Annotated in this window: 16 protein-coding genes; 12 read left to right on the top strand and 4 right to left on the bottom strand. The window is 43.9% G+C overall.

Annotated elements, in window-relative coordinates; translation table 11 throughout:
• Positions 1 to 9: 9 nt before the first annotated feature.
• Both GSF08_RS00340 and GSF08_RS00335 read right to left on the bottom strand, forming a co-directional pair.
• Positions 10 to 978, bottom strand: coding sequence for an SIS domain-containing protein (locus tag GSF08_RS00340; protein WP_160623889.1), 969 nt, complete (start codon positions 976 to 978; stop codon positions 10 to 12).
• 50 nt (positions 979 to 1,028) lie between these two features.
• A complete protein-coding gene (locus GSF08_RS00335; protein WP_160623888.1) occupies positions 1,029 to 2,567 on the bottom strand; it encodes an amidohydrolase in 1,539 nt (512 codons plus the stop codon).
• Positions 2,568 to 2,902: 335 nt separating this feature from the next.
• Here GSF08_RS00335 and glgB point away from each other — a divergent pair, with 335 nt between their 5' ends.
• From glgB to GSF08_RS11615, 6 genes are all read left to right on the top strand, one after another.
• The gene (gene glgB / locus GSF08_RS00330) at positions 2,903 to 4,819 is read left to right on the top strand and encodes a 1,4-alpha-glucan branching protein GlgB (protein ID WP_160623887.1); all 1,917 of its coding nucleotides are present in this window, start codon (positions 2,903 to 2,905) and stop codon (positions 4,817 to 4,819) included.
• 344 nt (positions 4,820 to 5,163) lie between these two features.
• The gene (locus GSF08_RS00325) at positions 5,164 to 6,903 is read left to right on the top strand and encodes an ABC transporter ATP-binding protein/permease (protein ID WP_160623886.1); all 1,740 of its coding nucleotides are present in this window, start codon (positions 5,164 to 5,166) and stop codon (positions 6,901 to 6,903) included.
• Complete coding sequence (locus GSF08_RS00320) at positions 6,896 to 8,551, top strand: amino acid ABC transporter ATP-binding/permease protein (protein WP_160623885.1); 1,656 nt, start codon at positions 6,896 to 6,898, stop codon at positions 8,549 to 8,551. The genes GSF08_RS00325 and GSF08_RS00320 overlap by 8 nt, the downstream gene beginning before the upstream one ends.
• Before the next feature lie 272 nt (positions 8,552 to 8,823).
• Complete coding sequence (locus tag GSF08_RS00315) at positions 8,824 to 9,186, top strand: YbaN family protein (RefSeq protein WP_160623884.1); 363 nt, start codon at positions 8,824 to 8,826, stop codon at positions 9,184 to 9,186.
• A gap of 216 nt (positions 9,187 to 9,402) precedes the next feature.
• Positions 9,403 to 11,817, top strand: a complete 2,415-nt coding sequence (locus GSF08_RS00310) for a glycogen/starch/alpha-glucan phosphorylase (protein ID WP_160623883.1) — start codon at positions 9,403 to 9,405, stop codon at positions 11,815 to 11,817.
• A gap of 189 nt (positions 11,818 to 12,006) precedes the next feature.
• Positions 12,007 to 12,726, top strand: a complete 720-nt coding sequence (locus tag GSF08_RS11615) for a collagen-like domain-containing protein (protein WP_160623882.1) — start codon at positions 12,007 to 12,009, stop codon at positions 12,724 to 12,726.
• A 63-nt stretch (positions 12,727 to 12,789) separates the two neighbouring features.
• Here the strand turns inward: GSF08_RS11615 and GSF08_RS00300 are convergent, their stop codons facing one another.
• On the bottom strand, positions 12,790 to 13,251 hold the full coding sequence (locus GSF08_RS00300) for a low molecular weight protein-tyrosine-phosphatase (protein WP_160623881.1): 462 nt from the start codon (positions 13,249 to 13,251) through the stop codon (positions 12,790 to 12,792).
• Between the two features lie 196 nt (positions 13,252 to 13,447).
• Here GSF08_RS00300 and pulA point away from each other — a divergent pair, with 196 nt between their 5' ends.
• Both pulA and GSF08_RS00290 read left to right on the top strand, forming a co-directional pair.
• Positions 13,448 to 15,574: a type I pullulanase gene (gene pulA / locus GSF08_RS00295; protein WP_160623880.1), complete on the top strand. Its 2,127-nt coding sequence runs from the start codon at positions 13,448 to 13,450 to the stop codon at positions 15,572 to 15,574.
• Complete coding sequence (locus GSF08_RS00290; protein WP_160623879.1) at positions 15,571 to 16,335, top strand: Tim44 domain-containing protein; 765 nt, start codon at positions 15,571 to 15,573, stop codon at positions 16,333 to 16,335. The genes pulA and GSF08_RS00290 overlap by 4 nt, the downstream gene beginning before the upstream one ends.
• Positions 16,336 to 16,372: 37 nt before the next feature.
• Here GSF08_RS00290 and GSF08_RS00285 read toward each other — a convergent pair whose 3' ends face one another.
• Positions 16,373 to 17,395, bottom strand: coding sequence for a lysylphosphatidylglycerol synthase domain-containing protein (locus tag GSF08_RS00285; protein WP_160623878.1), 1,023 nt, complete (start codon positions 17,393 to 17,395; stop codon positions 16,373 to 16,375).
• A 250-nt stretch (positions 17,396 to 17,645) separates the two neighbouring features.
• Between GSF08_RS00285 and GSF08_RS00280 the strand changes: the two genes are divergently transcribed.
• From GSF08_RS00280 to pta, 4 genes are all read left to right on the top strand, one after another.
• Positions 17,646 to 18,299: a uracil-DNA glycosylase gene (locus GSF08_RS00280; protein WP_160623877.1), complete on the top strand. Its 654-nt coding sequence runs from the start codon at positions 17,646 to 17,648 to the stop codon at positions 18,297 to 18,299.
• On the top strand, positions 18,296 to 19,552 hold the full coding sequence (locus GSF08_RS00275; protein WP_160623876.1) for a bifunctional folylpolyglutamate synthase/dihydrofolate synthase: 1,257 nt from the start codon (positions 18,296 to 18,298) through the stop codon (positions 19,550 to 19,552). Before GSF08_RS00280 ends, GSF08_RS00275 begins: the two co-directional genes overlap by 4 nt.
• Positions 19,553 to 19,663: 111 nt before the next feature.
• Positions 19,664 to 20,485, top strand: a complete 822-nt coding sequence (locus tag GSF08_RS00270) for a folate family ECF transporter S component (protein WP_160623875.1) — start codon at positions 19,664 to 19,666, stop codon at positions 20,483 to 20,485.
• Between the two features lie 87 nt (positions 20,486 to 20,572).
• On the top strand, positions 20,573 to 21,538 hold the full coding sequence (pta, locus tag GSF08_RS00265) for a phosphate acetyltransferase (protein ID WP_160623874.1): 966 nt from the start codon (positions 20,573 to 20,575) through the stop codon (positions 21,536 to 21,538).
• Positions 21,539 to 21,701 lie beyond the last annotated feature (163 nt).

Below are 21,701 nucleotides of genomic sequence, written 5' to 3'. Positions count from 1 at the left end.
TTGATCTTTTTAATACTTTTCAATGCCCATGTAACGACGGGTTTCCGGATCATGATCAAAGCGTTTTCCGCGGGCTGCGCGAAGCTCCACATTCATTGCATAGAACAATGCCGGTTCAACAAAGTCACGGACGCTGGCATCAAGCTTATCCATGCCGTATTCCATAGCATCCAGCACCATATATGCATCGGTATGCGTTTTCAAGAAGGCCTCAGCACGTTCATCACATACCCGGTTAACACCGCTGCCTTTCTGTAAGAAGTAGAATACACCGTTTTCAGTACATTCAAATGGACCATGGAAGTATTCGGCACTGTTGATGTAGGAGCAGTGCTGCCACTGCATTTCCATCAGGGAACAGATAGCGAATCCATAGGTCTGTGAGAAGTTGGGACCGCTTCCTAAAATGTAGAAAAAGTCATGCTTTTCACATACATCAGCGAATTTTTCACCCAGCTCATTATTTACTTTTACTTTTGCACTTTCAATGATCGGATCGATATCGGTTACGGCTTTTGCCAGGACATCGTATTTCGGGAAGCCTTCCTGTGCCTTGATCAACTCAGCTGCCAGCATCAGGGTAATGCCGATCGGCACTTCTTTAGTCGGCACGCCTTCACCCCAAGGATACACCCAAGTGATAAAACGACTGTCATCGCATTTAGAACCGGCATTATCAGTTAAGGTAATAACTGAAGCGCCCAGTTCAGTAGATTTGACTGCTGCTTCAAATGCTTCCGGGGTATTTCCAGAGTGTGAACAGACAACCACCAATGAGTTTTTTCCAACCTTCTTAGGCGTCGTCAGATTAAATTCCGCTGCGGTAATCCAGCCGGATTCAATTTCCGCACTTTCTGCATTCAACAGACAGTGTGCCGGATACAGATCGATCAAAGATCCGCCGCATGCTACCCAATAAACCTGTTTGATACTGCCTTTTTCTTTTAACACCTTTGTAATTACTTCATTTGCATTCATATTCATTCTCCTTTTCCTATACATTTATCTGATTGGATTTCATCCATTGTTCAGTTTTCATAAACGATGCGTCCATCGCTGATGGTGAGACATACCTTCACATCCCGCATATCTGCCAGTTCTTTGGTGAAGACATTCTGGTCGAGTACCGCGATATCGGCGCGCTTGCCGGCTGTCAGGGTGCCGACATAGGCGTCACGCCCGCAGTTGATCTGTCCGTTGCGCGTCCAGGCAGTCAGCATTTCTTCCACCGTCAGCATATTTCCTTTATTGAAACTCTGACCGTCCTTGAAGTAGCCGCCGCAGCCGCAGTAAATTCCTTCGGGAATATCGGGAATCAATAAGGGCAGATCAGTACCGCAGGATACGGTTATTCCGCTGTCCCACATGATTCGGCGGTTCCAGTAGTTGACACTTCGCTCCATGCCCAGCTGATGATCGATCATATCCATAACATCCTGCTTATTGTCCAGAGACTGGATCTGAGAATAGATTTCCGTGATGCCGCCGATCTTTCCGAATTTCTCTAAATCCTTTGGATTTGAATATTCCAGATCGGTGATCGCATGACGATTTTTGAGCTTGCCGTTTACTTTTTCACAGCGGTCGAACAGTTCCACACAGTGGCGTACTGCGCCGTCACCCTGCGCATGCAGGGAATAGCGGAATCCATTTCGATCCGCTTCCAGCGTTTCCTGTTCAATCAAATCCCATTCTACCGGTACTGTGCAGGTAACACCCGGATGTGATTTATAAGGTTCGATCAGCTCTGCTAGAGAAGATGGAATACCGCGATCGGTCATGCGGTTGTATCCGCTGAACTGCAGAAATTCACTGTGGAAACGTTCCCGCATGGCTAGGCCGTGAGGAATGTTGATACCCTCTGCTACCGGCTGAGACATCATGTCAACGCGAACCGTCAGTTTCTTTTCCTGTTCAAGCTTCTCCATCACATCCATGAAACCATAATATGTGTCAAAGGTCATCTCTTTAATGGAAGTTACCCCGCGCTCATTCAGCATTCGCATATATGCGAGGTATTTTTCTTCCATTTCCGTATCCTTCAGATACTCCGCCATCATCTTTACGATCTTTTCCGCATAACACTCCTCCGGTGTAAATCCATAAGCTTGTCTCGCGGCTTCATTCATCCAGCAGGTGTCGCGATCAAAGGTAAAAATCACAACCGGCGTATGCGGGAATGCACGATTTAATTCGTCGACATCCGCATTGGGAAAATCAGGATGCAGGTTATGCCCGAACAAGGGTTTGTCTACTCTTGTTTTCGCATATTCCTGAAGTGCGGTGATCCCTTCACTTACCGTGTGTACATCAGTGAAGTCAATGCCCAAACTGCGCAATACCCAACCGCTGAAAAACGTGTGAACATCACAATAGCCCGGGGTAATGACCTTATCACCGAGCTCTATGACTTTTTGTGCCTGATCCAACCATGGCTGGATCACATCATCGGTGCCGACCGCTGCGATATCAGAACCTTGGATCGCTACAAATCCGCGAAACGGGGGAGTACCGTCAGCCGGGAAAACATTGTCGGCTCTTAAAACTAAAATAGCCTCATCTTTCATGTCTCTTTCCTCGCAAAATAAGTTGTTTTGCTTCTATCCAATACCAGTATAACATAATATAACGTTATAATACAAGTTGTTAAATAGAAAATGTTTATAATTTAAAAAAACAGTGGTTATGTTTTCTATATAAATGATGAGAAAATTACTTCCTTTTTCAAATGGCTGTATGGCTAAATAGACACAGAACTCTTTAAACTGCGTGTTTTTGCGGAAAACAGGTTGAGAAAACCAATTAATCAGACATCGGGCATACGACAAATTACCGGTTTTATCTATGGGCAATCCCTGTAAAATGAGTTACAATAAAATAAGAAGTGAAGGGAGAGAATCATATGGATAGATTAAAGCTGGAAAAATTCTATGCCGGACATTGTCTGGAGGCTTATGAGCTATTTGGAGCACATCTCTGTTTTGAGGGCAGAAAGGGAGCGAGATTTACTGTCTATGCGCCGCATGCCATGTCGATTCAGGTGATCGGTTCTTTCAATGACTGGAGCTGTGAGGGCTGTGTCATGAAGCGTGCTGATGAATCTGGTGTCTATTCCTTGTTTATACCGGATGTCAAGCATGGCGATATGTATAAATATCGGGTAACACAGGCTGACGGGCGAGTTGTGGATAAGATGGATCCGTATGCATTTCACAGCGAACTGCGTCCGAATACTGCATCTATCGTGACTGATCTTGACTTTCACTGGCATGATGAGACATGGATGAAAAATCGCGACCGTAATGTTTCTAAGGCCATGAATATCTATGAAGTACATATCGGTTCCTGGAAGCAGAAGGAAGATGGCTCTTGGTATACGTATCGTGAGATTGCGAAAGAATTGATCGCCTATGCGAAGGAGCATCATTTTACGCATCTTGAGTTTATGCCATTGAACGAGTATCCGTTTGACGGTTCATGGGGCTATCAGTGCAGCGGTTACTTTGCGGCGACTTCCCGTTACGGCAGCTGTGAAGATCTCATGAGCTTAATCGATCAGTGCCATAAGGCGGGCATTGGGGTAATTCTGGATTACGTTCCGGTGCATTTTGTCCGCGATGATTTCTCACTGTCTTATTTTGATGGAACTCCTTTGTATGAGTATCAAAAGGATGTCGATGCCAACAGTCAATGGGGAACCTCCAACTTTGATTTGTGGAGTGAAACTGTTCGCAGCTTCTTAATGTCAGCCGCTTCCTTTTGGCTGGATAAATATCATATCGACGGTTTGCGCATGGATGCGATTTCTAATATTATCTACTGGCACGGCAATCGTGATAATGGCGTCAATGAAGGTGCGCTGGCATTTATCCGCCGCATGAATTACAATCTGCACCGCCGTTACCCGGGAGTAATGCTGATTGCGGAAGATTCCAGTGATTTTCCAAATGTCACAAAGTCCACCCTGGATATGGGGTTGGGATTTGATTATAAGTGGGATTTGGGCTGGATGAATGATACCTTGAAGTATATGGAGCTGGATCCGGTCTACCGTAAATGGCACCATAATCAAATTACCTTTTCCATGGCTTATTTCTATTCGGAAAAATTTCTGTTGCCGTTTTCACACGATGAAGTCGTACACGGTAAGAAGACGATCGTTGATAAAATATGGGGAACCTATGAGGAAAAATTTGCCCAGCTGCGAACCCTGTATATGTATATGTTTACCCATCCCGGCAAAAAGTTGAATTTTATGGGGAATGAATTTGCACATTTTCGCGAGTGGGATGAGAGCAAGGAAAACGATTGGTTCTTACTCGGTTATCCGGTACATGATGCCTTTCACCGCTTCTTTGCGAAACTGGGGGAATGCTACTCAAATATTCCGGCGCTTCATGAGAATGATTACAGTATAGACAGTTTCCGATGGATCAACGCGGATGATGCGGATGAGAATTTATTCAGCTATATTCGCATCGGTTCAACGAGCGATGTTGTTGTAATATTAAATATGTCACCGAATGCTTATCGGCAACATGCTTTCGGAGTGTTGAAAGCAGGTTCCTATAAGGAAATTTTGAACACCGATCAGGATATCTATGCCGGCGGTAATATGGTAAATTCCAAGGCGGTCAAGGCGGTAAAAGCAGAATGCGATCAGCTTCCGTATCGGATAATTGTGGATGTACCGAGCTTTGGCGGTGTCATGTTGGAAGTGAAGAAGCGCGCGGTTAAAAATGCAGCTGATAAAGCAGAAAAGAAACCAATTAAAAAAACAGTGAAAAAAGCTTCGAAAAAAATCGCTGCTGGTGATTAGACATACTTCATTTTGCTTATAGATACATGCCGCAAGGCTTATGGGAAATCGTTTAGAACAAAATTGAGTAAATGCGGAGCGAAAACAGTTGATCATGGTAATCCATATGGTATACATGGCTAGAAGCTCGATTGGCTAGGGGAGTGTAAGCAGAAAATAAAACAGCGGATATCGAAAGCGGTATCCGTTTTTTATGATCTTTCTTAATAAAACACGTACTGCTGTTGGTGAGTCGGAAAAGTTATCCATATCTAACAAAGGGATTGACAAGAGGAAAAGGGAATGCTAAACTCTCTTCATGTGTTAAGTAAGCCAAGGCTAACTATATAAGGGATGGTGAATGAATGATCAAGAAACGATTATTGAAGGAAGTGCCGAGTGCACGTAAATATGTTTGGTATCAGGTAGGTTTACAGTGGGTTTCACTGTTGGCAAATGCTGGAATTCTGTTTCTGGCAGCGGAGCAGATTCAGCGTGCTGGACAGGGCGTGCTGACCCACGGTGATCTGGGGTACGGTTTTGGCGGTATGCTTGTTTTGATCGGATTAAAGATGCTTTGTGCAAGCCGGGTTCAGTATTATTCCCATCTTGCATCCTGCACTGTGAAAAATCAACTGCGTTATGCGATCTATGATAAGCTGCTTCATTTGAAACAGAATTATCAGGCATATGTTTCCACCAGTGAGCTTGTACAGCTGAGCGTTGAGGGAATCGATCAGCTCGAAATTTATTTTGGCCGATATCTGCCACAGTTCTTTTACAGTATGTTAGCACCGATCACACTATTTGTAATGCTTGTTTGGATAGAGTGGAAAAGCGCTTTGGTGCTGCTGATCTTTGTTCCGTTGATACCGATTTCCATCATTGCGGTACAAAAATTTGCGAAACGCTTGCTGAGCCGCTATTGGGGGGCATATACCGACTTGGGTGACAGTTTTCTCGATAATCTGCAGGGATTGACAACATTAAAAATTTATCAGGCCGATGAATGGAAGCATCATGAAATGAATAAGGAAGCGGAGCAGTTCCGCCGTATTACGATGAAGGTGCTTACGATGCAGCTGAATTCCGTCAGTGTTATGGATATGATTGCCTACGGAGGCGCTGCTTTAGGCTGTATTACTGCGGCATTTGCATATATAAACGGCAGTTTATCACTGGTCGGTGTGCTTTTGATTATTCTGTTATCCTCAGAATTCTTTTTACCGCTGCGGCTGCTTGGTTCTTATTTTCATATCGCCATGAATGGTATGACTGCCAGTGATAAGATCTTTCGTATTTTAGATATACAGGAAGATAAAGCATCAACGGATTCATTGACGGATTCACTCTTTCCGATTCATGTGGAAAATTTGCAGTATGGTTATCTGAAGGATCAGGATGTTTTGAAGAAGATTCATCTGGATATTCCTAAAGGAACCTTTATCGGCGTGTGCGGAGTCAGTGGCAGCGGCAAGAGTACACTGGCGAAAGTATTATGCGGCATGCGGAAGGATTACCGCGGTCATATTACCTGCGGAAAACAGGAGCGTTCAAAAATTGAGGATGCATCCTTTTGGAAATCTGCCTGTTATGTTGGACATCAGGGATTTATCGCAAAAGGTACGGTAAAAGAAAATCTGCTGATGGGTAATGAATATGCGAATGATGATGCCATGTGGAGGGCGCTCAAACAAGTCCGGCTTGATGCCTTTATACAATCGCAAGGGGGATTGGATACGGAACTCGAAGAAGGCGGTGCGAATTTCTCCGGGGGACAGCGGCAGCGTTTGGTGTTGGCGCGAGCTTTATTAAAAGATTGTGTTTTTTATATCTTTGATGAAGCTACCAGTAATATTGACAGCGAAAGTGAACAGGCAATCTTAGATGTCATTCAGGAATTGCGATCTAAGAAAACGATCTTTATGATCACGCATCGCTTGCGTGCTATGACTGAATGCGATCATATTTATTTGCTGGATAACGGAGCATTGCAGGAATCGGGCAGTCATCAGGCTTTGATGAAAAAACGAGGGAAATATTATGAGCTTTATTCCGCCCAGCAAGAACTGGAAATGATTCGGGGAGGTGAGCGTTATGCGTAAGTGGAGCAATCCTGTTGTTATGAGAAAAATGCTGAAGCTGGTAACACCGCTTAGCGGATGGATGTGCATGGCTGTACTGCTGGGAATCCTTGGATTTCTGTGTGCGATCTTTATTCCGGTCGGAGCAGTCCTGTTGGTCATTGTGAGAATGGATTCCGGTATTCACCTATCCTATGGAGCGCTTATCAGCTTAATGATCGCCGCTGCAGTGCTGCGGGGAGTCCTTCGCTATGGGGAACAGGCATGCAATCATTATATTGCCTTCAAGCTTTTGGCCCTATTGCGGGATCGCATCTTTGGTAAGCTGCGGACTCTTGCACCGGCACGTCTGGAGGGACAGGATAAAGGAAATTTAATCAGCGTCATTACCAGTGATATTGAATTGCTGGAGGTGTTTTATGCACATACGATATCTCCGATCATGATTGCATTTTTGACAAGCCTACTTTTACTGGCAGGTTTTTGGGTGATTGAACCGGTCTTTGCTTTGATTGCTGCGCTTGGCTATCTTTATGTTGGACTTTGGATCCCCGTCCGTATTTCTAAGCTGGGAAAGGCTGATGGTGACGAATACCGCAAGCAGAGCGGAGATTTAAGTGCTTATATGCTGGAATCACTACGCGGCATTGATGATATTCGTCAATTCGGACAGGGTGATGAACGTTTATCGCAAATGAATTATCAAAGCAATAAATTGAATGCGTTGGGTCGTAAGCTTAAAAAATATGAGGGGAAGAGTACATCGCGCAATACAATGGCAATTCTGATTTTTCCCCTGCTGCTGTTGTTCTGCGGTTTGGGACTGCATCAGCATGGAATGCTTTCAATCGAGCGAATTATTTTGGGAACAGTTTTACTGTTTTCCAGCTTCGGACCGGTTGTCGCATTATCCAACCTATCCAATAACTTGTTACTGACCTTAGCGAGTGGCCGCCGGGTACTTTCATTATTGGAAGAAGCACCGGAGGTGGCGGAGCTCAGTCATCAAAAACCGATTGAAATGGGTGATGTAACGATTGAAAAGGTTCGTTTCGCATACCGTGACAAATGGGTTTTAAAAGATTTTGATCTTAAATTAGAAAAAGGAAGTGCGTTGGGTATCTACGGTCCCAGCGGATGTGGGAAAAGCACTTTGCTGAAATTGCTGATGCGTTTTTGGAGTATTGAGAAAGGCTCCATCCGTATTCACGGCCGTGATCTGCGTACGATCAACACAACGGATCTGCGTGATCTGGAAAGCTATATGACACAGGAAACGGTTTTGTTTCAGGATACGATTGAAAACAATATTAAAATAGCGAATCTTACCGCATCGCATGAACAAGTGGCAGATGCATGCCAAAAGGCTGGACTTCATACATTTATCATGTCGCTGCCGGAGGGTTATCAAACCAAGGTAGCAGAGCTGGGGGAATCCCTTTCCGGCGGAGAACGTCAGCGTATCGGATTAGCCAGAGTTTTCCTCCATGACAGCGAGCTGATTCTGCTGGATGAACCAACCAGTAATTTGGATGCGCTGCACGAGGGAATGATTTTAAAATCTTTGAAGGCATTAAAGGGGAAAACGATCGTCCTAGTATCTCATCGCCGTTCCACGCTGCAATCCACCGATACCATTCTCAATATGGATCAGGGTCGTCAAAGCTGATGAATGATTCGGCTGATAAGATACATTCAAAACGGATGATGGAATAACCTTTTGATAAAGCCTGTGCATGTATATGGATTGCGAAACACATATGGGAATAACAAATATCCAAATCGAAAAACAGATTGCTTTGCCCGCATGATTTACTGCTGTCAAAAGGAACAGCAAAAATAAATCCTTAAGGTAATGCGATATAGTAAGCTGCGCATGCTGAAATATCATTCGTATATGATCGATCAGATATATCAATTTGGACACAAGGAGCGAAATTTATGAAACTAATCTATATTGTAATCGGCTGGATCGCCGTCATTTTGGGTTCGATCGGCGTTATGCTGCCCGTGCTTCCGACAACTCCGTTCGTATTGTTAGCGGCATGGTGCTTTGCGAAAAGCTCACCGAAATTTCATCGCTGGCTGACTAGTACGAACATGTACCAAACGCATTTACAGTCTTTTGTGGAACATCGCAGCATGACAAAGAAAACCAAAATTACCCTGCTCACGTTTGCGACTGCTATGCTGCTGATCGCGATGTATTTTATGGAAGCTTGGTATTTGCGGTTGTTTCTGCTCTTTCTGATTCTTTTTAAATACTATTACTTCTTCTTTAAAATTCGTACCATTCCCGCATAAACGATGTAAGGAATCCAACGGACAGTGATTTTCTTCACTGTCTTTTTTAAATTCTGATTATTTTATAGTCTTTTTTATTCTTCATACTTAAAAAGAGTGATAAACAACTGCATGAAAATGTCTATGACCGATATACTAAGGTAAGCTATTCATTCATTGTCATGAACGGCAAAATTTGTTAAAATACTTGTTGAGACACAATAAGAGGTGTAAATAATGGAAAATAAATTCAGTAATAAAGAAGAATTTAAGAATGAATTTAAACGACGGATTATCGAAAAGTATGGCCGTTCCATCGAGCAGGCTCATAAAACAGAAAAATATATGGTACTTGGAACCATGATTCGCGACTTTGTCGGTGTAAACTGGAAAGCCAGCAAAGAAACGATTGCGCAAAAAGGACAAAAGCAGATGTTCTATTTCTCTATGGAATTTCTGATTGGAAGGCTGTTGACGAACAACCTGATGAATTTGGGTGTCTATGATATCGTAAAAGACGGACTTGCGGATTTGGGTATCGATATTAATGAAATTGAAGATATGGAAAGTGATGCAGGTTTGGGCAACGGCGGTCTGGGGCGGCTGGCAGCCTGCTTCATGGATTCACTCGCATCCCTGAATTTACCGGGACATGGCAACTGCATTCGCTATGAATACGGTTTGTTTAAACAAAAGATCGTGGATCATGAACAGGTGGAAGTGCCGGATCAGTGGCTGCGCCTTGGCAATGTGTGGGAGGTCAGAAAGCCAAAGCACGCTGTCGATGTGAAATTTGGCGGTCATATTGAAATGTACATGAACGAACACGGGAAAACCAAAGTGAATTATGTGCCGGATATGATTGTGAGAGCAGTCCCTTATGATGTACCGATCGTCGGTAAAAATACAAAGGTAACGAATACCCTTCGTTTATGGAGTGCCGAAGCTGCCGAGGATCCATGCAATGCAAATGATTTCGGACAGTATATCGCCGATGTAAAAGCAATCTGTCAGAATGTATATCCGGACGATTCTACCGAAGAAGGACGCAAGCTGCGCATCAAACAAGAGTATTTCTTTGTTTCTGCCGGTATCGCACAGATTGTGAAAGCGCATTTGAGAGTTTACCCTTCTTTGGATAATCTGGCGGATAAAGTATGCATTCAGCTCAATGATACCCATCCGGTTCTCGCCATTCCGGAATTGATGCGGGTGCTGATGGATGATTATGAATATGAGTGGGATGATGCATGGGGAATTACCCATAATACAATTTCTTATACGAATCATACCGTGCTGTCGGAGGCGCTGGAAAAATGGCCGATACCTTATATACAGTCATTGTTGCCGCGTATTTATCTGATCATCGATGAGATTCATCACCGGTTTGAATATAACTTGAGTCATGTTTATAACCGGCCCGATATTGCGAAAAATGTAGAAATCTTAAAAGACGGACAGGTGCATATGGCGAATCTGGCGATTGTCGGATCGCATAGCGTCAATGGTGTCGCTGCACTTCATACTGAAATCTTGAAAAAGGATGTATTTAAGGATTTCTATGCGATCATGCCGGAGAAATTTAATAACAAAACCAATGGCATTACCCATCGCAGATGGCTGCTGTATTCCAATCCCCAACTGACAAAGCTGCTTCATGATACAATTGGCAATCGATTTGATGAGCATCCGGAAGATTTGATTCAGCTGATGGATCACGTAGAGGATAAACAGCTTCAGGAATCCTTTATGCAGGTAAAGCTGGAGCGAAAGAAAATATTAGCAGATTATATTAAGAAAACCTTGCATATCGATGTGGATATTCATTCCATTTTCGATGTGCAGGCAAAACGTCTGCATGCCTATAAACGGCAGCTGCTGAATGTTATGAATATCATCGCTGAGTACCAGCACATGAAGGCCGATCCAAGCTATCGCATTTATCCGAGAACCTTCATTTTTGCGGCAAAAGCGGCACCGGCCTATCTATTTGCCAAGCAGGTTATCAAGCTCATCAACTGCATGGCGGATGTCATTAACAATGATCCGGAAATCAGTCCGTATATGAAAGTGATTTTTATTCCGAACTACGGTGTCAGCATAGCGGAAATTTTGATGAACGCGGCTGATGTCAGCGAGCAGATTTCTACTGCCGGAAAAGAGGCAAGCGGTACCGGAAATATGAAATTTATGATGAACGGAGCGATAACTTTAGGTACCATGGATGGCGCAAATGTGGAGATCGTCGAACGCGTCGGCATGGAAAACGCAGAAATATTTGGACTGCGCGCAGAACAGGTAGATGAAATCGTTCATGAAAAATCATATAATGTATGGGATTATTATCATCATGACGAGAAATTGAAAAAAGTAATTGATGCGTTGGTAGATGGAACATTCTCGGAGGAGAAAGAGGATTTCCGTCTTGTATATAATGAATTGATGTTTAAAAATGATGAATATTTATTGCTTCCGGATTTTGAAGCATATGCGGAAGCACAGAAGCATATTGAAGCACGATATCAGGATCGCAGCGGATGGGCTAAAATGTGTCTGATTAACGTGGCCCAGTCCGGTTATTTCTCAAGTGATCGGACAATTCAGCAATATGCGGATACGATTTGGCATATTCAGCCTGTTGATGTTGAATAATACGATTATTCTACAGCTTTATAGAAGAGAATAAAGAAATAGATACACTACCGATTACGATGCTCGTAATTGGTAGTGTTTTTTTAGGGCAAAGGATTGATGCAGCAGATAACGATTTTGAAATTTTCTTCTTATTGTCCAGAACGCTTGAAGGCTGCTTCATAGTATAGTATCAAGAGGTGAAAATATATGAATATTTATGATACGGATTGTTGTATACCGTGTTGTGCAGAAGGTCCGCAAGGTCCAAGAGGAGCCACCGGACCCCGTGGTCCGATGGGAGATACAGGCGCAACTGGCAGCACCGGAGCTGACGGCATTACTGGACCGCAAGGACCCACAGGTCCGCAGGGACCAATCGGAAACACCGGACCCAGAGGTGAAGCAGGACCTAGAGGGAATACAGGAAGCACCGGTCCGACTGGGGCTGTCGGAATAACAGGACCGATCGGCCCTACCGGCCCAACCGGAGCTGTTGGTCCCACCGGAAATACTGGGGCTGTTGGCCCCGCGCTGATTCCTTCCTATGCGTCCTATTATAATTTCATGCAGCAATTTGAAAATGGCAGTACCATACCATATTTGATCCTGCTTGCGGATCGCACCGATCAAATTGTTCTGGAAGATAAAACCCGCATCCATTTACAACCGGGTGATTATATGATCAGCTATCATGTATCAGCATTGATGCCCAATCCCGGTTATATCCAGGTAACGCCATATTATAACAACGCACCCCGTTTAGATTTAGGAATTTATTTTCGTACCGCTGCGAGCAATTCCAGCGTAACCGGTTCACAGTCGATCATCGTCCATACAGCGGATTCAACATTTTTTTCACTGACCTTCAATACTGATGTAACCGCGAATGAATGCACGGTCACACTTACATTTTTGAAGCTTTCATAAAAAAGAACCGAATCATAGAGCTTGTTCACAGAAAAGTGAATCCTCTATAGCTTCGGTTCTTTGTTAGTCTGATGAAGTCAAAAGATAGGAGAGGAAGGCCTTGCAGCCTTTTGTAATATCAGAAAAGGTTTCATCAAAGTCACCCGTATACCAAGGATCGGCAATGGCTTTTGGATGATCGGTAAAATCCAGCAAAGCAAAGATCTTATGATTTGGATCATCCCCGAAAATCCGTTTCATATTTCGCAGATTCGCATCGTCCATTCCGATCAGATAATCATATTGCTCATAATCAACGGGTGTTAAGCGGCGGGCACTTCTTGGTGAAAATGGGATATTTTCAGTTAGCAATTTCTTCCTCGTTCCCCAATGTATATCATTTCCGATTTCTTCAGCACTGGTTGCGGCAGAAGCAATGATAAACCTTTGTTTGATTCCGGCTTGTTCAACAAGCTCTTTCATCACAAATTCTGCCATCGGAGATCGGCAGATATTGCCGTGGCAGACAAACAGAATCTTTATCATTTAGACACCTCCTCAATTTATAGATCAGAAAATACATGTATTGCTGTTTTTCCACTCTATTATATCCGGTGTATGATCGATTTATCAATCACTCCTTATGCAATAGCATTCTGTTTGTTTATCTGATCTTCATTGTTCATATGAAAATAGTCCAAGGAAATCAACTTACATGGTATAATGGAACTAAGGTGATTGTATGAGACAACAGAAGTATTTTGAAGCATATCTTGATGACTATAATAAAATTATTGTATATATGTCACGCAACAGCTATGAGGGACAAAGCAGCCGTTTTTATATTCGGGACTGCAGCGGTTTTTTAGAGCCATTGTCCATATTATCGGTAGAGCAGACACCGCAGTATTATAACCGCTACACATTAATGGTCAATTCCTCGTTGGTGATCGGCAGAGAGTATTATGTAATGCATGAATATGCCCGCAGTACACCGCTTCAATATGCCAATATTGTAAAAACGAAGCGATTTGATGAAGAATTCTATTACGATGGCAAGGATTTAGGCGCGATGTATAGTCCGACCAGTACTGTATTTAAGGTATGGGCACCGACAGCCAGCCGGGTACGAGTAGAATTTGATTATCATAATGAAAAGATTACCCGGGAAATGAAACGGGAAAACTGCGGTATTTTTGCTTCTTTGGTTGAAGGTGATCTGGAAGAATCACGTTATACATATCATGTCTATGTTAATGGGGAATGGAAGGAAACGATTGATCCTTATGGTATTGCTTCTGATACAAACGGACGTCATTCTGTCGTTATTGACCGGCGGAAATTGACTGCGGTTCCCTATGTATTACCAATCACGGATCATTACAGCGATGCTATTTTGTATGAAGCGAGCGTCCGTGATTTCACGATGCAGGAAAACTGCGGTGTTACAGAACGCGGTGGGTTTGCGGGGTTTGTTGAGGAAAATCACATGACCAAGTCGCGTCAGACCGGGTTTTCTTATCTAAAATCGCTGGGCATCACCCACGTTCAGCTGATGCCGGTAATGGATTTTGGCAGTGTTGATGAGTTCTATCCGCAGCTGTATTATAATTGGGGCTATGACCCGGTGCAGGCAAGATGTCCGGAAGGAAGCTATGCCCGAGACAGTGAGGATCCTTACAGCCGTATCCGTGAATTGATTCGATTGGTTGAAGAATGCCATAAGAATGGTATCAAGGTGAATTTGGATGTCGTATTTAATCATGTGTATGATGTGGAAACGCATCCGCTGAATAATATGGTTCCTTATTATTATTTTCAGATGAATGAAAATGGGGAATATTCCAATGGTACCTTCTGCGGAAATGATATCGACAGCTTAAGAAAGATGTGCCGCCGGTTTATTATTGACACATGCCGTTATCTGCAGGATACCTTTTTAATTGACGGTTTCCGATTTGATCTTATGGGGATTCTGGATATGGATACTGTTAATGAGGTGTATTGGGAATGTGCCGTACATGATCCGGATTTCATGGTATATGGAGAAGGCTGGGACATGCCTTCTCTGCTAGACTATCGGCTGCGCGCATCCCTTGCAAATCAGGATAAGATGCCGCATATTGCCCATTTTTCCGATCGTTTCCGTGATGTGGTTAAAGGGCGGACAGCCGCCAATGAAGTTAATGTAAAAGGGTATATCAGCGGGGATATCAGCTTGATTGAGATCATGAAAAATTGTCTTAGCGGCAGTGTTACCGATAAGGGAGGATCCCGTATGTTTCATTCTCCTCAGCAGGTCATCAATTATGTGGAATGCCATGATAACATGACGGCCTGGGATAAACTGAAAGAATGCTGCAAGGAAGATACCCGAGAGATTAGAATGCGCCGTCAGGAAATGCTGAATGCTTGTGTGCTGCTGGCACAAGGAATTCCGTTTTTGCACAGCGGACAGGAATTTGCCCGAACGAAGCATGGTTTGAATAATACCTATCACGATATGGATTCCATCAATATGATCGATTATGAAAGGCGGGATCGCTACCGGGAAATGGTCGATCATACCAAGGCTTTGATTCAGCTGCGCCGTACGTATGAGTGCTTTCGCTATTCCGATGCTGAAAGGATTGAAAAATATGTGCATTATCAAACGATCGACGGTAAAGTGCTGATTTATGAAATGGATGATGAAAAGGGCACGATGCAGGTTATTTTTAATCCTTTAACAGAAAGCTTTCATCATTCTTTGAATGCTGCATATAAGCTGCTTTACTATAACGGATCAGTACAGCCGGATGAATTTATCACCGCGGTTGCGGTTGAACCTGTCAGTACCATTGTATTGTGGAAAGAAAAAACATCATGAGAAAACGTATTGTTTTCATAATACTCATCGGAGCGCTGTGGATATCAACGATCCCGGTGTCAGCACATGCCGGAGGCAGCGTCGGGGGAGGGAGCGGTTCTTCATCTGGCGGCAGTTCTGCTTCCCCTAATAATGATACAGAGACTCACCCGCCTGCAAAAGCGGGCAGCCAAATTCTCTCCCTGCTTCCTTATCTGCTTGTATGCGGAGCTTTTACGTATGCCGGAGCCTATGTGATGCATAAAAAACATCGGGAAGGACATCAGCTGATGAAACAGCTGGAAAAACTGGATCCGATTTGGAATGAAGAAGCGATGAATCATTATGTGACGGATACCTTTTATGCCGTACAGTATGCATGGATGGAAATGGATATCGAGAAGCTGAAAGAATATTTGACACCGCGGCTGATCGAGCAGTGGACGGCAAAGCTGGCATGGATGGAGCAGCGGGAAGAAGTATCCGTTATGAAGGATATTCATCTAAAGGGACGACAGATAATGGGAGTTTATGATTATTTGGATGATGACAGAGATTTTGTTTGGTATTATATCAAAGCGAGCATGATCGATTACAATCAGAATATACGAACTATGGAGGTTACCGAAGGGGATGCGGAACACAGCATTACCTTTGAAGAATATTGGAAGTTTCAAAGAGTAGGCAGCCGATTTTTGCTGGATGATGTGATGGGGATTGATGAGGTAGCGGCGGAAGCATTTCGATCCATGAGTGAAAGTGTAACAAATGAGGACAGCTAAATGAGCTGTCCTTTTTCATATCGGCATATTTATCAATTTATGGATGCAAAGACTTCCATGTGATATCGGGCGTCAGCATAAAAATCAAAATGGCAAAAACAGTGGGAATATAGTAAACCGCGAGCCGCCATAGGATCATGACGCCAAGACAGGCGCCTTTAGGCAGCAGCGGGGTACAGATCAATAAAAATGCGCTCTCGGCAATACCGTGTTTACCGGTAACCGGAACGACCGATATCATAAGCTCGATGAAGATGCTGGCAATGAATAAATGAATATACTGGGATGGCAAAATCTCTACATGTAAGGCATAGGCAGCCAGAATCGGGAGGGAATGGCGGAAAAAGATACGAATGAAATTACTGATGAGTACCATGAACACACGGCTTGGCTCCTGCTGAATGCGGCGCTGCTGTTTCAGGGTGCGCGCCCCCTTTTTCAAACTGGATAAAAGCTGGCGGCGCGGCCGCATACGGATTTTCGTTTCGAGGAAATGAAGCAATGAGGCAATGCCCGGCATATACAACAGCAGGGCAGCAGCCGCTAACGGGGCAATATCGCATAAGAATCCGGTAATCACAACTGGCATTTCCACGGCGAACTGCCGCATCATGAAGGAGTCACAGAATACAAGCATTGAAAAACAAAATGTTACCATTTGAAAATTAATGAAATCGAATCCTACACAGCATAATGATTGTTCCCAGGTGAGCTTCTGCCGATGAAGCAAAAGCATCTGTGTACCCTTTCCGGCTGCTCCGATCGTAAGATTTTCCACCATTAACGCGATGAATTCCAGTTTTATGCCGCGCCAAAAGGAAAAGCAAGGATCGTAGGCTCGGGCAAACAGCGTCATCGTAATGCCGCCGATCATATAGATGAACAGTGAAATGAAAATGAGGATACAAAGAAAAAACGGCCTGGTATGAAGCAGGATCGATAGATTATCTAAGGATTGTGTTTTCAGCATCACACCTAACAAAACCGCTCCGATAAAAAACATGAAGGCTTGTTTCAGGAACGGCTTGGCGGATTGCTTTGCCTGAGTCAACGCTGTCATATTACTTTTTATGCGAAAGCGGCATTTTCAAGAACCGCTCATGCATGATTTGATGAACGTAAGCCTTTTGTTTTTGATCCCGTAAAGCTGTGATTTCATCTTTGTCAGCTTAACCGCCTTGTCTGTACGTAATGTAAGTTTTCTTTCTTATGCCTTTCGGCTTGAATATCAAATCCTATTCTGGTTTATTTTAATGTAAATACAGCGATTCTGTGATAGTATTATATACGTGAAAAAATGAGGTGGAAGCATGAACTGGAGCACATTTTTTGAAGAAGAAAAAAGACAGGATTATTTCCAGAAGCTCATAATGCATCTGGATGAGGCATATGCGTCAGCTCGTGTATATCCGCCTCGAGAAAAGCTGTTTTCCTGTTTTGAAGCATGTCCGCTGGATCAAGTGAAGGTAGTCATAATCGGACAGGATCCTTACCACCAGCCGGGACAGGCTCATGGATTATGCTTTTCGGTTTCACCTGATACCAAGCTTCCGCCCAGTCTAAGAAATATCTATAAGGAACGGGAAACCGATCTTCAAATTCCTGTTTCTAAACAGGGATATTTACAGCATTGGGCTGATCAGGGAGTACTCATGATGAATGCGGTAATGAGTGTGGAAGAGGGCAAACCGGGCTCTCATCGAAAATTCGGATGGGAAATCTTTACTGATCATGTGATCGACATGCTGAATCGTCAGGATCAGACCATTGTTTATATTCTTTGGGGAAACTATGCCATCAGTAAAAAGTGTAAGATTACCAATCCTATGCAGTACTGTTTATGCAGCGCGCATCCCTCACCGCTTTCAGCGTATCACGGCTTCTTTGGCAGCCGGCCTTTTTCCCGCACCAATGCGATTTTAGTTGAACACGGCTTAGCCGCGATTGATTGGAGTAATGAATGATGTTTAAGGATGTGGAGACGGCGATCGCCGTTATTGAGAAAAGATGTAATCAGTCACATGGATTAGCGCCGATTCAAACCTTTATGCATGAGCTCGGTGATCCGCAGGATGATCTTAAAATCATTCATGTGGCCGGTACCAATGGTAAGGGCAGTACCGTGAATGATCTGCGCTCGATATTACAGATCGCAGGATATACCGTGGGAACCTTTACGTCACCTTATCTGGAAAAGCACCAGGATCGCATCCGCATCAACGATGAATTTATTGATGATGAAGAGCTTTTGGAATACTTCAACCGCTATTTCGATCGATGGTGCGAGCTGGAACTCAGCATGTTTGAAATTGACACGGCAATCGCTTTTTTATATTGTCATAATCATCATGTGGATTTTATGGTTTTGGAAACCGGCTTGGGCGGGCTGTTGGATTCAACCAATATTATCAAGGCACCTTTGATATCTGTCATCACCAATATCGGGATGGACCATATGGCCGTGCTCGGCAATACCTATGAAGCGATCGCTCATCAAAAAGCAGGCATCATCAAACCGGATTCGCTGTTTGTAACGGCTGAGCGAAAGCCGGAATGCTTGAAGGTTTTTCAAACTGTATGTGATGCAAAGCACACCGCCTTTCATCAGACTGCCGAACCAAAAAAAGTGCGCTTGGAAAATGGGCATATCCATTTTGATTATCGAGATTGCAAGAATATATCTCTGTATGGACCGGCTCGCTATCAGGCGGACAACGCATCGCTGGCGATAGAAGTGATACAACTGCTGCGCGGCGCGTCATATGTGCAGGTGAGCGAAGCACAGCTTCGGGAGGGTCTGCTTCAGGCAAACTGGAAGGGACGTTTTGAGGTAATTCACCAGCATCCAACTGTAATTCTGGACGGTGCTCACAATCCGCAGGGTATTGATGCCTTATGCCGTTCCCTTCAGGATTATCCACAGGTGCATATTCTGTTTACCGCGCTGCGTGACAAAAAAAGTGATGATATGATTCGATCATTGTTGGCAATAACGCCTGATGTAACGGTGACCACCTTTGATTTCTATCGTGCCAGCAGCTTGGAAGCATTGGGAAACGATTTGCCGATCAAGCGCGCCGCTGATTATCGGCAGGCTATTGAAGCCGGATTGAACCAACCCGGAACCTTTGTGATTACCGGAAGCTTGTATTTTATTTCAGAAGTAAGAGCTTATTTTAAAAAACGAAAGGAGAGCCTACTCAGCGAGTATCGTTAGCACATGTCAAGCATGTACGGGAGTCATCCCGGAATTAACGCCTGTGGAGTACGTGAAGTACGGAGAAGCAGGAATCTCTCAGTCCGAGGACTTGAGTAGCAATGAAACAGTATGATAGAACAGTTAATCGCAGGCGCAGTAATCGCTGCCCTTGGTATCTATGTCTTTAAAAAATATCCGATCCATTTTCGGGTTCAGGAGCTTGTAACATCCTCTTTTATGATCATTATCGGAACGATTCTTTCATTTTTGTCAGTCATGGTACCGGTACTGGGATTTCCGGCGGTGAAAATCGGATTTGCCCAGCCAGTCATGATGATGGTGGGAATTCTCATGTCACCGTCTTGGGCCTTTTTGACCGGACTGGTGTTTGATATTGTCGGAGTGATTTTAGTACCGAGCGGATTTCCATTTCTCGGCTTCACATTAAACAATATCCTAGTCTGTGTGATCCCGGCACTCTGGTATCAGCATCAGCAGAAGCTGCGGGAAAAAACGGTCATGCGATTGGTATGTACTGTACTGGCCGCTGTCAGTGTTTTGGCAATCGGATATATCTCCGCTCTGTCACAGGTTGTGATTGAGAAACAGACGATTGTGATGAGTACTCCTCTGAAGCTTGGTATAATCGTGCTGATTATCGTGATCATGATCTTTATGCTGACGATTCTCTACGTTTTGAAACAGCGGATGCATACGGAACACGCTCATTTATTTGCGGTGTGGATCCTTAGTGTTGTCATGATTGAAATCAGTATACAGTTTATGCTGACACCGATCTGGCTGCAGAGCATGTATGGCATTCCGTGGGTGCTTTCTTTATTTATACGAGTCTTAAAAGCCTGCATCACGATTCCATTGAATGTAGTGGTCGGCTTCCCGCTTTTGAAGCTGATGATGCGTTTGAATCATCAAAATTTAAAAGGGGCGTAATTTAAAGGGGATTTTCTAGGAAAGTCCCCTTTTTTATTGCTTGGAACGGGTGTATAATAAACAAGTATGAAAGTGAGGAAATAAGGAATGCTGGACACATTAATTGGCAAGATCAAAGGAAAGAATGTACGGATTGTTCTTCCCGAAGGATCGGAACCGCGGGTGCTGGAAGCAGCCAGCAAACTGCAGAAGGAAGGAATTCTGCAGCCGATTTTACTGGGTAATCCCGATGAGATCATAAACGCGGCAAGAGAATACGGCTTTGATATCGAAGGGGTAAAACTGGTTAATCCCCTGACATTTGAGAAGCTGGATGAAATGATTGATCTGATGGTAGAGCTTCGACGCGGTAAAGTCGATGCCCCAACGGCAAAAAATATGCTGGAGCACACCAATTACTTTGGAACGATGTATGTAAAGATGGGCTATGCAGAAGGACTGCTGGGCGGAGCGACCTATTCCACTGCGGACACGGTGCGGCCGGCGCTGCAGCTGATCAAAACCAAGCCTAATAATAATATTGTTTCCAGCTGCTTCATCATGGTAAATGGTGATGAACGGCTGGTGATGGGAGACTGTTCCATTAATATTGATCCCAGTGAGGATGATATCGTGGAAATTGCTTTGGAAACGGCACGGACGGCACGTTTCTTCGGCATTGAGCCGATTATGGCTCTGTTGTCTTATTCAACGCTGGGAAGTGGAAAAGGGCCAAGTGTAGATAAGATGCGAAAGGCTGCCGAGCGGCTGAAGAATATGAAGGTGGACTTCACCTTTGACGGAGAATTTCAGTTTGACGCGGCGGTGTCCGATACGGTAAGTAAGCTGAAGGCGCCGCAGTCACCGATCGGCGGTAAAGCGAACACCTTTATTTTCCCGAATATCGATGCAGGAAATATCGGTTATAAAATTACTCAGCGGCTGGGCGGCTATGAGGCGATCGGACCAATTCTGCAGGGCTTGAATGCACCGATCAATGACTTATCACGCGGCTGCACTTCAGATGAAATCTATCAGATGGCGATTGTAACAGCGATCGCTACAACCATGTAAATTATTAATAGGCCGTTATATCTTATGATATAGCGGTTTTCCTTTTTTAGCAGACCGCTTATTCACATCGCACGCGATGAAATGTTTTATTTAAAAAGCTTGGGTATTTTATCTGCATCATGAATTGGCTGATACTTTTAAAGTGCTGAAATTTGTACGCATC

This window comes from Copranaerobaculum intestinale (assembly GCF_009831105.1).
GTDB classification, from domain to species: Bacteria; Bacillota_I; Bacilli_A; order Erysipelotrichales; family Erysipelotrichaceae; genus Copranaerobaculum; species Copranaerobaculum intestinale.
This window is presented reverse-complemented; position numbering and strand designations above follow the sequence as displayed.